This is a genomic window from Vibrio hannami (genome assembly GCF_029589055.1).
Lineage (GTDB): Bacteria > Pseudomonadota > Gammaproteobacteria > Enterobacterales > Vibrionaceae > Vibrio > Vibrio hannami.
Genome location: NZ_JARQZP010000007.1, coordinates 2200086 through 2213928 on the forward strand (window position 1 = coordinate 2200086; position 13843 = coordinate 2213928).

At 45.0% G+C, this 13843-nt stretch carries 10 protein-coding genes and 1 pseudogene; all 11 read right to left on the minus strand.

Annotated features, from left to right (window positions below; genetic code table 11):
- Nucleotides 1–363: 363 nt before the first annotated feature.
- The 11 genes and pseudogenes from lpxC to murE all read right to left on the minus strand — a co-directional run bounded on the left by lpxC (nt 364) and on the right by murE (nt 13842).
- A pseudogene (lpxC, locus tag P7F88_RS24585) lies at nt 364–1282 on the minus strand (UDP-3-O-acyl-N-acetylglucosamine deacetylase).
- Between the two features lie 98 nt (nt 1283–1380).
- A complete protein-coding gene (gene ftsZ, locus P7F88_RS24590) occupies nt 1381–2610 on the minus strand; it encodes a cell division protein FtsZ (RefSeq protein WP_277829136.1) in 1230 nt (409 codons plus the stop codon).
- A gap of 29 nt (nt 2611–2639) precedes the next feature.
- Nucleotides 2640–3905 carry a cell division protein FtsA gene (gene ftsA / locus P7F88_RS24595; protein WP_277829137.1) on the minus strand — a complete coding sequence of 422 codons (1266 nt, stop codon included), beginning with the start codon at nt 3903–3905 and terminating at the stop codon, nt 2640–2642.
- A complete protein-coding gene (locus P7F88_RS24600) occupies nt 3898–4677 on the minus strand; it encodes a cell division protein FtsQ/DivIB (protein WP_277829138.1) in 780 nt (259 codons plus the stop codon). The genes ftsA and P7F88_RS24600 overlap by 8 nt, the downstream gene beginning before the upstream one ends.
- A gap of 168 nt (nt 4678–4845) precedes the next feature.
- Nucleotides 4846–6306, minus strand: coding sequence for a UDP-N-acetylmuramate--L-alanine ligase (murC, locus tag P7F88_RS24605; RefSeq protein ID WP_277829139.1), 1461 nt, complete (start codon nt 6304–6306; stop codon nt 4846–4848).
- 13 nt (nt 6307–6319) lie between these two features.
- Nucleotides 6320–7381 carry an undecaprenyldiphospho-muramoylpentapeptide beta-N-acetylglucosaminyltransferase gene (gene murG / locus P7F88_RS24610; protein ID WP_277829140.1) on the minus strand — a complete coding sequence of 354 codons (1062 nt, stop codon included), beginning with the start codon at nt 7379–7381 and terminating at the stop codon, nt 6320–6322.
- Nucleotides 7368–8573, minus strand: a complete 1206-nt coding sequence (gene ftsW, locus P7F88_RS24615) for a cell division protein FtsW (RefSeq protein ID WP_277829274.1) — start codon at nt 8571–8573, stop codon at nt 7368–7370. The genes murG and ftsW overlap by 14 nt, the downstream gene beginning before the upstream one ends.
- 30 nt (nt 8574–8603) lie before the next feature.
- Nucleotides 8604–9923, minus strand: coding sequence for a UDP-N-acetylmuramoyl-L-alanine--D-glutamate ligase (gene murD / locus P7F88_RS24620; RefSeq protein ID WP_277829141.1), 1320 nt, complete (start codon nt 9921–9923; stop codon nt 8604–8606).
- Nucleotides 9924–9926: 3 nt separating this feature from the next.
- Complete coding sequence (mraY, locus tag P7F88_RS24625; protein ID WP_277829142.1) at nt 9927–11009, minus strand: phospho-N-acetylmuramoyl-pentapeptide-transferase; 1083 nt, start codon at nt 11007–11009, stop codon at nt 9927–9929.
- On the minus strand, nt 11006–12367 hold the full coding sequence (locus tag P7F88_RS24630) for a UDP-N-acetylmuramoyl-tripeptide--D-alanyl-D-alanine ligase (RefSeq protein ID WP_277829143.1): 1362 nt from the start codon (nt 12365–12367) through the stop codon (nt 11006–11008). Before P7F88_RS24630 ends, mraY begins: the two co-directional genes overlap by 4 nt.
- Nucleotides 12364–13842: a UDP-N-acetylmuramoyl-L-alanyl-D-glutamate--2,6-diaminopimelate ligase gene (gene murE, locus P7F88_RS24635; protein WP_277829144.1), complete on the minus strand. Its 1479-nt coding sequence runs from the start codon at nt 13840–13842 to the stop codon at nt 12364–12366. The genes P7F88_RS24630 and murE overlap by 4 nt, the downstream gene beginning before the upstream one ends.
- Nucleotide 13843 lies beyond the last annotated feature (1 nt).

Below are 13843 nucleotides of genomic sequence, written 5' to 3' on the forward strand. Positions count from 1 at the left end.
TCTATGATTCTGATATTGTGGTGAAGCGTAGAGTTTTCAAGCTTTGGTAAAAATAATGCGACATATATTAAGGGATTATTCCATCCCCTACCATCAAGATTCTAATTAGTTTGAGCAGCCTTAAATATTTTTAATGATCCGGCTAATTTACGAACAGTCGCAGAGCTGAAAGCTGCACATAATTTGTGCAAGTGGTTAGATATGTGCTTGCCGGATCAATCTGATCCGGCAATTTTGATCCTTTATGCGGCAAATGGGAAATAATGATCCGTAGCATCATTGAATAATTCAGAGTGCACTAGCTGAATAGCAAACATAAAAAAACCAGACGTTAAGTCTGGTTTTTTAAGAATTTTTCTGATTTTACGCAAGAACCATATTTGGCTCTGCAAAAGCTACCGGAGAACCGACTTCTTCTTCGAATGTCGCCCACTCCCAAGCTTCCTGGTCTGCCATTACCGCTCTTAAAAGCTTATTGTTCAAACCGTGGCCCGTTTTATATGCGCGAAGTTCACCAACAATGCTGTGTCCGCCCATATATAGATCACCAATAGCGTCCAGAACTTTATGCGTAACGAACTCGTTATCAAAACGAAGACCTTCTTCGTTCAGGATACGGTATTCATCCAGAACAATTGCACAATCGAAGCTACCGCCAAGACACAGGTTCTGTGACTGAAGGTATTCGATATCCTTCATAAAACCGAAGGTACGCGCACGAGAAATGTTTTTAACAAATGCTTTTGAAGAGAAATCAAACAGCATATGCTGCTCATCAGATTCAATTGCAGGGTGGTTAAAATCAATCTCAAAGTCCATGCGGAAACCATTATAAGGTACAAGTTCGGCCCATTTATCGCCGTCTTCTACTCTTACTGGCTTCTTAATACGAATGAATCGCTTAGGAGTATTAAGTACTTCAATACCCGCAGACTGGATAAGGTATACAAACGGACTTGCACTACCATCCATAATTGGAATTTCAGGAGCATCTACTTCGATAATTACGTTATCGATACCCATACCAGCTAATGCTGCATTTAGGTGCTCTACCGTCGAAATTCTAACGCCTTCGTCGTTCACCAGTGCTGTACAAAGCATTGTATCGCGAACTGAATCAGGATCTGCCGGAAAATCGACAGCTGGCTCTAGAATCAGTACGTCGGTAAACAACACCTGTATTCGCCGCTGCTGGACGCAAGGTAAGCGTAACTTTACGCCCGGAGTGTAAACCAACCCCAGTCGTTTTTACGATTTCTTTCAGAGTACGTTGTCTGATCATCTACCTTGCCTCAAGTTAAGTGCTATGAATCACGGCCAGCAATGAAACCGGCCGCAGATAGTATCACAAATTAGACGCGAGTCAAATTTGTCGGATTTTTAGTCAGCCTGGCGACGTAAAAATGCCGGAATATCTAAATAGCCACTTTCCTTCTCTGTCTTAGCCGCTGCATTCTGTCCGTTGTTAACGGCAGAAGTGGCATTTGACGGAGCTGCTGGTTGCGGTTTTACCTCTGGTTTTTGATGCAAAGGTTGTGCCGCTTTCTCTTCAACTTTTGCAGCTACTGGTTGTGGTACAGCTGGCTGAGCAACCTGTGGAGCCGGTTTTGGCTTCGCAGCCGAACCAGCAACCAGAGTTATCTCAGGCTTCTTGTCATTACCAATACCTGTTGCAACAACCGTTACACGGAACTCATCAGACATATCAGGGTCCAGAGAAGTACCAATAACGACTGTCGCATTGTCAGATGCAAACGCCTTGACTGTATTACCTACTGTTTCAAATTCATCCAGACGCATATCCAGACCAGCGGTAATGTTAACCAGCACGCCGCGCGCACCTGCCAAATCAATATCTTCAAGCAGTGGAGAAGAAATTGCAGCTTCTGCTGCTTCTTCCGCACGTTCTTCGCCTTTAGCGACACCACTACCCATCATCGCGTGGCCCATTTCGGACATTACCGTTCTAACGTCCGCGAAGTCCACGTTGATCATACCTGGGCGGGTAATCAACTCTGCAATGCCCTGCACTGCATTTTTCAGTACATCGTTCGCGTAGCCAAATGCTTCAAGCAAAGTAACGCTGCGACCATATACCTTCAATAGTTTCTCATTTGGAATGGTGATCAAAGAATCAACATGCTTTGAAAGCTCTTCGATACCCTGTTCAGCAAATGCCAAACGCTTTTTACCTTCAAATCCAAATGGCTTCGTTACTACGGCAACAGTAAGTATATTTAGTTCCTTAGCAACTTCAGCAATTACCGGTGCTGCACCTGTACCTGTACCGCCACCCATACCGGCAGCTATAAATACCATATCGGCACCAGAAATAGCTTCTTTAATCTTTTCTTTATCTTCGAGAGCTGAGTCACGTCCTACCTGAGGATTTGCGCCAGCACCCAGACCCTTAGTGATATCGACACCAATCTGGATGACTGAATTTACGCTCGCTTTACGCAGCGCCTGTGCATCAGTATTTACGCTAATGAAATCAACGCCTTCGATTGACTCACGAACCATGTGTTCTACGGCGTTACCGCCGCCGCCACCAACCCCAACGACCTTAATTACCGCATCGTCAGACATTTCCATCATCGGTTCAAACATGTGTTATCTCCGTTTATCCTGCTCTCAGGTTAAAACTCTTTTTGTATCCAATTACGCATTCTACTAAATAATCCAGAGAATGAGGAACTCTTTGGTTCACTATATTCACTGTCGTCAATTGATTGACTATCTTTTGCGTAATGAAGTAATCCAACTGCCGTAGCATGGTACGGCTCTTTAACATAATCGGTAAGCCCACTAACTTCCAGCGGTTTACCTATGCGTACTCTGTTTGCGCCGAATACTCTTTCGGCACACTCAACCATACCTTCAATTTGTGAAGCTCCACCGGTTAAAACAATACCAGCCGCCAAATGGTGTTTGATGTTGTCTTCTCTCAGCTTTGCCTGAACTGAATTAACTGATTGATTAATGAAGCCCATCAACTCTGCGTAACGAGCTTCAATCACGCCAGAAAGTTCCTGACGCTTTAATGTTCTTGAGGGTCTCCCACCCACGCTAGGCACATTAACTGTATCATCTTTACTGACCAGTTCACTTAAAGCACAGCCATAGCGTACCTTAATATCCTCAGCATCACCAACCGGAGTGCCAAAAGCAAAGGCAATATCACTGGTTACTGCATTTCCCGCATAGGAGAATACTTCAGTATGACGCAATGCGCCACCAGTCCAGATGGAAACATCCATCGTACCGGCACCGATATCAACGACGCAGACACCGAGTTCTCTTTCGTCTTCAGTAATGACAGCATTACTTGCAGCAAGGCCAGAGAACACTAACTGTTCAACCTTGAGGCCACACCGTTCAACAGCTTTGATAATATTCCTTGCCATATCATTGTGGCAGGAAATCAGGTGAACACTCACTTCCATACGAACACCAGACAAACCAAGCGGATTTTTAATCCCTTCCTGATAATCAATGGTAAATTCTTGCGGAATCACGTGCAAAATACGTTGTTCTTCACCAATTTTTATCGATTTAGCCGTGTGAATCACTCGGTCCATATCGTCCTGAGAAACCTCTTCTTCAGAGATTGCCCCCATCCCTTTCTCAATTCTGCTGGCAATATGCTTACCTGAAAGGGAGATATAAACGTTGCTAATTTTACATTCGGCCATCATCTCGGCCTGATCGACAGCTCTCTGAACCGACTTAACCACCGATTCCAGGTCGTTAACGCCGCCTTTGTCCATACCCCTGGACGGACTGCTTCCCGCTCCGAGTATATTGATCTGTCCGTCCGGCAGTATTTCACCTACCAGAGCTGATACGCTAGCTGTGCCTATATCAAGACCGACAATGATATTATCGTCAGCAGTCTTAGTCATCTGTACTCTCTTGTGCTAAATCTTCTTCCTGAAACCACCCTACTGCGGCTCCCGTATCATACCGTAAGTCAATATAGCTAACTTGTGCAGCCTTGTTTCCTAACTTTTTATAAAGAGAAGCAAAGCGATTAAGCCTCTCTTCTAAAGACTCTTTTCCTAGTTCCAACCGGATACCATTGTCCAGGATCATCTGCCATGCTCTGCGATCGTTCAGAACAACCGAGGTGACTGAAAGACCAAGTGAAGCAAATAACGGCGTTACTTCCCGCCAGGTATCCAGAACCTTATGCTCACTGGCTGCAGGGCCATAAAGCTTAACCCGGTCTTCTCTGAGCTGGCCAACATCCGCTTCAAAAACATCGCCACCTTCATTCAGTAGCGCGTTACCATTCCAGATAGCAGAGGCCTTATGCTCAACTAAATAGACTTTTATAACGTCTGGCCATTGTTTCCGAATCGAAGCCTGAGCAACCCAGGGTAATTCTGTGATGGCATCCTGTAAGGTATTTACATCCTGAGACATAAAAGTACCAAGGTGATCAACAGAAGCCAGCGCGTTTTGCACATCTTCCGGGGCAACATATTCAAGCTCCCCCTGCAGTATTAACTTAGACAGGGGCAAACGCTGTTCATCCAGCATCCAGCTTATTGTGGAATAAAGCAGGGTACCAATCGATAGCACAACAAGTAGTAAAAAAGCGCCACCAACAGCGTGCTGTTTTACTTTGTTTTTTGCCTGATTCGAGTCATCGATACCAACTGCACTATTCATTATTAATTCAATATCGCTATTATTACGCCTATATATAACTCGAAGCTTAGGGTTTGTTAACCTTTCGCGACTGGAATAAATCTAATAAAGCCTCAGGAATTATTACAAAGCACACATAAACTATCTACCCAAAATTGCTGAATATTAGAGAATGCGTGTGCTTTTTATTTATTCAGACTTCATGTTTTTGATATCTAACTTGAGAGATGCTAACAGTTTCGCGACTTTACCGACATCGCCCGCACCTTGTGTAAGTACCAGGTCATTATCCTGCATTATATTTGCCAAAACTGACGGTAATGCATCCATATTCGGGACAAAAATCGGATCAATCTTTCCACGGCTACGAATTGTTCTGCAAAGTGAACGACCATCAGCACCATTGATTGGCTTCTCACCTGCTGCATAAACATCCAGCATAATAAGTACATCCACATTTTCCAACACATTTGCGAAATCATCGTAAAGATCACGAGTTCGGCTGTAACGGTGCGGTTGGAAAATCATAACTAAACGCTTATCTTCCCAGCCAGCTCTTGCCGCTTGAATAGTAACGTCCACCTCACTTGGGTGATGCCCGTAGTCATCCACCAACATCACACTACCGTTACCCGTCTCAAACTCACCCAGATGCTCAAAGCGACGACCTGTTCCCTGAGTTCCTGCCATTGCACGCAAGATAGACTCATCATCGATATCATCTTCTGTTGCTACTGCAATTGCAGCAGAAGCGTTCAACGCGTTGTGTCTGCCTGGGATGTTAAGGGTAATATCCAGCGCCTCTTTACCTTCACGAATCACTGTGAATTTACCTTGCTGGCCTTCCTGACGGTAATTCTCGATACGCACATCTGCATCTTCTGAGAAGCCGTAAGTAATAACCTGACGGCTGATACTCGGGATAAGTTCACGAACAACCGGGTCATCTACACAAACAATAGCCTGGCCATAGAAAGGTAGGTTGTGTAGAAAATCTATAAAGGTTTGCTTGAGAGTATCAAAATCACCGCCATAGGTTTCCATATGGTCAGCTTCGATATTGGTAACAATACTTACCATAGGCTGAAGATGAAGGAAAGATGCGTCACTTTCATCTGCCTCAGCAATCAATATACGGCTCGAGCCTAAGCGGGCATTTGTACCGGCACTCTTAACCAGACCACCATTAACAAATGTTGGATCTAGCCCTGCCTCAGAATAAATTTGGGTTACCAGCGCTGTCGTAGTTGTTTTACCATGAGTACCCGCAACGGCGATACCATGTCGGAAGCGCATAAGCTCAGCCAGCATCTCTGCTCTTCTTACCACCGGTATACGTTTTTCTTTTGCAGCAACCAGCTCAGGGTTGTCTGCTTTGATGGCAGTAGAAACAACCACAACACTGGCTCTTTCAATATTTGAAGACTGGTGCCCTATATAAATTTTTGCACCTTTGCTGGTCAGTCTCTCTGTTACCGGGTTTTCAGCAATATCAGAACCTGTGATTTCATACCCTTCATTCAGTAGCACTTCCGCGATACCACTCATTCCAGCACCACCAATGCCCACAAAATGGATGACTTTCACCCGACGCATCTCAGGAACTACAGCACGGATTTGGGAAATATCTTGGGTATGTTCAATAGTCATTCAATGTTTCTCATTAGTTCGTTAGGGCAGCAATCGCCTTTGCAACGGTTTTATCAGCATCTGTTTTAGCAGCCGCTCTGGCTTTAATTGCCATCGCAGTTAATTCGTTTCGGGATAAACCTGTAATCATACCTGCCAGCTTATCAACCGACAATTCGGGCTGTTCTACCATTAAAGCGGCACCACACTCAACCAAATGATCTGCATTTAGTGCTTGTTGTCTGTCTTTGTGCATAAATGGGACGAAAATAGCACCAACTCCGGCAGCAGAGACCTCCGATACCGTCAGGGCGCCGGAACGGCACACCAGAAGATCGGCCCACTCGTAAGCAGAAGAAACATCATCGATAAACTCGGTAACTTCTGCATTATCACAACCGGCATTCTTATACAGTTCTTCAACTTCTTGCTGGTTATTTTTACCCGCCTGATGACGAACGGTATAACCAGCACCTAAGCTAGCTATCACATCAGGAAGCGTTCTGTTCAGAATTCTTGCTCCCTGACTTCCACCCATGACCAGAACCCGGATATCTCCATCTCTGTTCGCAAGGCGTTGCTCTGGAGTAGGAAGATTAACTACATCTTCTCTTACAGGATTACCAACCACCTCAGCTTTTGGAAAAGCCCCGGGAAATGCCTGAAACACTTTACTGGCAATTTTTGACAGCCATTGGTTTGTCAGGCCCGCAACTGCATTTTGCTCATGTAGAACAAGAGGGATACCTTCCATTTTTGCAGCCACACCACCAGGGCCGCTTACATATCCACCCATGCCCAGAACAGCATCTGGCTGCCATTTCTTAATATGAGAACGAGCCTGAAAAATTGCATTAACGATCTGGAATGGTGCTTTTATCAGCTTAGCGATACCTTGCCCACGCAGCCCTTTAACCTTAATAAAGTCAATTTCGATGCCATGTTTAGGAACCAGTTCTGCTTCCATTCTGTCTTCTGTACCCAGCCAACGGATCTCCCAGCCTTCTGATTGCAGCTGCTTCGCCACCGCTAATCCAGGAAAGACATGTCCGCCAGTACCACCAGCCATAACTAATAGACGTTTACTCTTCTTCATTGTTAGCTTCACTTTCCTGTTGGTTATGAATGGCTACATCCGATTGTTTCAGGCGTAGCTCATGATCGATTCGAAGTAGTATTGATACCGCTGTCGTCATTACAATTAAGCTGGAACCACCATAACTGATTAGTGGCAGCGTCAGACCTTTGGTTGGAACCAAACCGGCAGATGCACCTACGTTTACAAGCGTCTGGAACGCAAACCAGATACCAATACCAAATGCCAGATAACCACCGAACTTGTCTTCAGCTTCAAGTGCTTTTTTGCCAATAAGCACTGCCTTAATAACCAGAGAAAAGATCAGCATAAGAATCAGGGTAACACCGATAAAACCAAGCTCTTCACCAATCACTGCAAATACAAAGTCGGTGTGCGCTTCTGGTAGGTATTCCAGTTTCTGGATCGAGTTTCCAAGCCCCTGACCAAACCACTCACCTCGGCCGAAAGCCATTAGAGATTGTGTTAGCTGATAACCACTGCCAAAAGGGTCTTCCCACGGGTCCATAAAAGAAGTAACCCTTCGCATCCGGTAAGGTTCCACGATAATAAGAAGCACAACACCTGCAATACCGGCCATCATCAACGCAATAAATTGCCAGAGTTTAGCGCCTGCAATAAACAGCATACCAAACATGGTAACCAGCATAACAACAACGGTACCGAGATCGGGTTGCCCTAATAGCAATACAGCAAACGCCAGGAAGACTATTAGCGGCTTGAAGAAGCCATCAAAAAACTTCTCTCGTACTTCATCTCTTTTTCGTACCAGATAGCCAGACATAAAGATAAACAGGGATAGCTTAGCCACTTCTGCAGGTTGTAAGTTAAATAACCCGAGAGGAATCCAGCGCGACGCACCATTAACGGATTTACCTCCGACAAGTACAACCACGAGTAGAAACAGCGATATTGCCATTAACACGGAACTTAGCTGCAACCAGCGTTTCATTGGGACTTGTAACACCATAGCTGAAGTACATAATGCCAACCCAATAAATATCGCATGACGGAACATAAAATGAAAAGGCTGGCCAGTCAGTCTGGTACTAATAGGAAAAGAGGCTGATGTCACCATCACCAAGCCGGTAAGCATAAGCCCAAAAGCTATCCATACTAACTGACGATCAAACAGCGCCTCAGGAGAGTTTTTTGTTCCCCAGCCGCAGATACTTTCCAGCCAATGTTTTATCGCAGCCACAAACTTACCTACACATCAAGATTACGAATACTGTTCAGCCAGTTGAGCGAAAGCATCTCCCCTGGCCATAAAGTTTTTGAACTGATCAAAGCTGGCACAGGCAGGTGAAAGCATCACCATATCGCCTTCCTGAACCTCTTTTGAAACTGAGAGTACGATCTCTTCTATTGATTCCCAGCGAGAAGCACTCGGGTGAAGATCCATAAACTCATCACCATCCTCACCGTAACAATAAAGCTTAACGTCCAACCGCTTTAACGCCGGAGCTAACTCTGAGAAATCTGCACCTTTGCCCACACCACCGACAAGTAAGTGCAACGTACCAGCACAATCAAGCCCGGACAAAGCGGCTAAGGTACTGGCAACATTTGTCGCCTTTGAATCATTAACCCAACGAACACCATTTTTCTCAATCACTAACTGGCAACGGTGTGTTAGCCCCTGATACGTTTTCAAAACTTCGAATGCCTTTGTGTAATCGACATCGGCGCATCGCAACAGAGCCAATACGGTTAACACGTTTGCTATATTGTGCTTGCCGACCAGACTCAGCTCTGATGTCGCTAACACATTCTGTCCATTATCGGACACGAACTCTATGCCATTATCCCGACTTAAACCGAACTCGCTATTATCAAAACCGAATGTAACCACTTTCCCTTCATAATTTTCAGGGTAAGTTTCCGGATCATCGCGATTCACTACCGCATATTCTGCATGAGCAAATATTCTTTGCTTAGCTTGTTTGTACAGCGACAGTTTTCCTTCATAACGATCCATATGATCTTCTGAAAGATTAAGAAAAGCCGCTGCTTTTAGTTTTAAGCTGGAAGTGGTTTCCAGCTGAAAGCTCGACAGTTCCAGAACATATAGATCACTAGGGTCATTTAATAGCTCTAATGCCGGTACGCCAATATTGCCGCCAACACCAACTTTTAATCCCGTTGCTTTCGCCATCACACCAGTAAGATCGGTTACCGTGCTTTTACCATTAGAACCAGTGATAGCAATGACTGGCGCGTCAGCAGCCCATGCAAACAGCTCGATATCACCGACAATAGGAACACCTTTATCAGCAACCTGCTTGAGCTCTGGTGTAGCCAAAGCAATCCCAGGGTTGGCTACAACAAGATCGGCATCCAGTAACCACTCCATATTCCAGCTTCCGGTATGCAGAGAAACATCAGCGGTCAGCTCATCTTTGCCCGGGGGATTGTCTCTGGTATCTATGACTCTGATTGAAAGCGATTTTGGCAATTTCTGCAGGTAATTAACGACTGAGAGCCCGGTAATACCGAGCCCCAGAACAACAACCTTATCTATATTGTTCCACTGTTCCATCTATTAACGAACCTTCAGAGTAGCAAGTCCGATCAATACAAGAACTATCGAGATAATCCAGAAACGAACAATGACACGTGGTTCAGGCCAGCCTTTCAGTTCGTAGTGGTGATGAATAGGGGCCATACGGAATACACGCTGTCCACGCAGTTTGTATGAACCAACCTGTAGAATTACCGATAATGTTTCCATTACAAAAACACCACCCATGATTACCAATACAAACTCCTGACGAACTAAAACTGCGATAGTACCTAGTGCACCACCAAGAGCCAGTGAGCCAACATCGCCCATAAATACTTGAGCAGGATAGGTATTAAACCAAAGGAAACCAAGACCGGCACCAACCATTGCGGCACAGAAAATCACTAACTCACTTGCGTGTGGAATGTAAGGAATATTTAGGTAACCTGCGAAGTTAACGTTACCCGTAGCCCACGCTATAAACGCAAAACCACCAGATACAAGAACAGTAGGAAGAATGGCAAGCCCATCCAGACCATCTGTCAGGTTAACCGCATTACTCGTCCCTACAATGACAAAGTAAGTAAGGATAATGTAGAACAAACCAAGCTGAGGCATTATGTCTTTAAAGAACGGGACAACCAGCTGAGTCGCCGCAGTATCTTTGCCATGAACATATAGTGCAAATGCCACAACGATTGCGATAGCGGACTGCCAGAAGTATTTCCAACGAGCAATAAGACCCGCCGGGTCTTTTCTAACCACTTTGCGGTAGTCATCAACAAAACCCACAGCTCCGTACCCCATAAGGACGACCATTACGGCCCAGATATACGGATTAGTTAAGTCAGACCATAGCAACACACTGACTACGATAGACGCCAGGATCATGACACCACCCATGGTAGGCGTTCCACGCTTGCTAAAGTGAGATTCAGGGCCGTCGTTTCTGACTACCTGCCCAATTTGTAAAAGTTGTAAGCGTGCGATTAGTCTTGGGCCCATCCATAGAGAAAGCCCTAATGCAGTCAAAACACTCAGAATCGAGCGAAAAGACAAGTATTCAAATAGTCGCAGAAACGAAAAATATGGCTGTAGTAATTCAGCAAGCCAGATAATCATTTATAGTTCTCCTTCAAAGCTTCCGCCACAGTGCTCATTCGCGCACTGTTTGCACCCTTAACCAAAAGAGTATGCACCTGGACGGAGTCTTTGTATAAATTTTGTTCTATATAAGTCAGAAGTTCGTCATGTGTATCAAAATGCAAGCCATTACACACATCACTTATTACTTTGGTATCTTCGCCAAAGGTAAGTACATGCTCGAACTTGAATGGTGCTGCATGTTCACCGACTTGACGGTGAAGTGCAAGACTTTCCTCACCCAATTCAGCCATATAACCTAAAATTAGCCATCGCTGTCCGGAATATGTTGAAAGTAGGTCAACGGCCGCTTTCATCGCTGGAACGCTGGCATTATAGCTATCGTCGATTAGCTTAACTTTTTCAGTTAGTTGATGAGTTTCTACCCGCCCCTTTACATTAGACAGCTCAGCAAGTCCCGAGCGAACTTCTTCCAGAGAAGCACTAAAGTTCATGGCGAGAGCAGCAGCAGCTAAAGCATTCCCGACATTATGTTGACCAACAATACCTAGCTGAACGTCAACTTCACCTTCTGGTGAGTGAAGGATAAAGCTCGCTTCACCACGATCATTTAATACGATATTGGTTGGGTAGTAATCTGCACTCTGGTCAACAGTCGAGAAAGTTACAACTTTCTTGTCACTCAGTATATCTTCCCAGAAGTGCTCTCCATTGCTATCGAGGTTAACGACAGCGACATCACTCTCTGAAAGCCCCTGATAAATTTCACCTTTAGCCTGTTTAACACCATCCATCGAGCCAAAGCCTTCCAGATGAGATTCCGCGACGTTGTTTACCAGTGCCAGCGAAGGTTTCACCAGAGCGGTTGTATAGGCAATTTCACCGATATGATTTGCGCCTAGCTCAATCACCGCATAGTCGTGATCCGGCTCTGAGCAAAGCAATGTAAGAGGACAGCCAATATCATTGTTGAAGTTACCTGCAGTAGCCAGCACCTTTCCCTTCTGATTAAGAATGGACGTAACCATCTCTTTTACTGTTGTCTTGCCGCAGCTTCCGGTGATTGCCAGAGTCTGGATATCACATTTCTTATGAACCCATGAACCCAGTGCACCGAGAGCGACTAAGGTATCTTCGACCACCAACTGCGGCAGCTCTGTTGGCAACTCGCGATTGACAAGCAAAGCGCTTGCTCCATTTTCTCTGGCTTGTTCAGCAAAATTATGCGCATCGAATTTTTCACCAATCAGAGCAACAAATAGCGCACCTTTTGAAAGGGTTCTGGTATCTGTCGATACTGCATCAATCACACAATTCTCACCAATCAGCTTAGCTCCAAGAACTGCACTTAATTCTGTAAGTGATGTTGAGATCATTCTGTTATTCCTAAAATCTTCATTGCTGACTCACGATCGGAGTAGTGGATCGTTTCACCATTTAATACCTGATAGTCTTCATGCCCTTTTCCGGCAAGAAGGATAATATCTTCGTTTCCTGCTCTCTCTGCCGCATAAAGCAAGGCTTCATAGCGGTCATGACGAATTACCGCTTTGTCAGCTTCATTCATCCCTGCCAGCATGTCTTTTACAATGAGTGCAGCATCTTCACTACGAGGGTTATCATCGGTCAGAATAACTCGGTCGGCTAACGCTTCAGCAATACCTGCCATCATCGGGCGTTTACCACTGTCTCTGTCACCACCACAACCGAAAATAGCCCATAACTGGCCATTGCAATGCACTCGCAATGCGGAGAGCGCTTTTTCTAGTGCATCAGGGGTATGTGCGTAATCCACCACTATTTTGGCTTTGTCAGAACACTGGAAAAGCTCCATTCGTCCTACAACAGGTTGTAGCTTCTCTGAGCCAAAAATAAGATCTGCAATAGGAAAACCAAGAGACAGCAATGTGGCAAAAGCCAGCATCAGGTTCGACGCATTAAAGGCCCCAATCAAAGGCGCTTTTAACTCACCTTTGCCCCAAAATCCATCAAACTGGATAGTAATACCATTTTCTGAATAGATAACTTTATTTGCCCAGAGTGCTTTCTCTTGCTTTGGTTGCCCTTTTAGGGAAACCGCGATAGCTTGAGGCAAATCAGCGAGCCACTTTTGTCCAACCGAGTCATCTGCATTGATAATTGCATTTTCACATTGGTGCGCAGTAAATAGCTGTAGCTTCGCTTTGGCGTACTCTTCCATTGTGCCGTGATAATCCAGGTGATCGCGGCTGAGATTAGTAAAGACACCTGCTGAAAAGGAAAGCGCTCTTACCCTCCCCTGGACCAGGCCGTGAGAAGATACCTCTAATGCGGTGTAGTCAGAACCTTTTTCCGATAACTGACTCAATGTTTTTTGAATTTCGATTGCGCTACCGGTGGTGTTCGCAGCTGGTTGCAAGTCATCCAGAAAACCATTTCCAGTCGTCCCCATTACTGAAGCTCGTTTTCCTGAAAGGTCTATCCATTGTGCAATAAGCTGAGTTATGGTGGTTTTGCCATTGGTACCTGTTACACCAACTAGCTCAGGCTTTTCTGGGTATAAACGGCTAGCGAGATCAGATAGGATTTTTCCTAACTCTTGGAGATAGATTACTGGTACCTGATCTAAATACTCTATCAATCCATGTTTCTTGTTTTCACATGCCTCGGCAATAACTGAACTTGCTCCATTCTCTATTGCTTTATCGATGAATTTTCTACCGTCTACAGCGTGCCCAATAACAGCAACAAACGTTGAACCTGGTTTTACTGCACGGCTATCGAGCTCGAGGTTAATAACTGTTCGCTGCACCAGCTCTTTGTCACCAATCTTGAGCCAGGGAGATACAAGGGATTCGAGGTTTAATGTCATT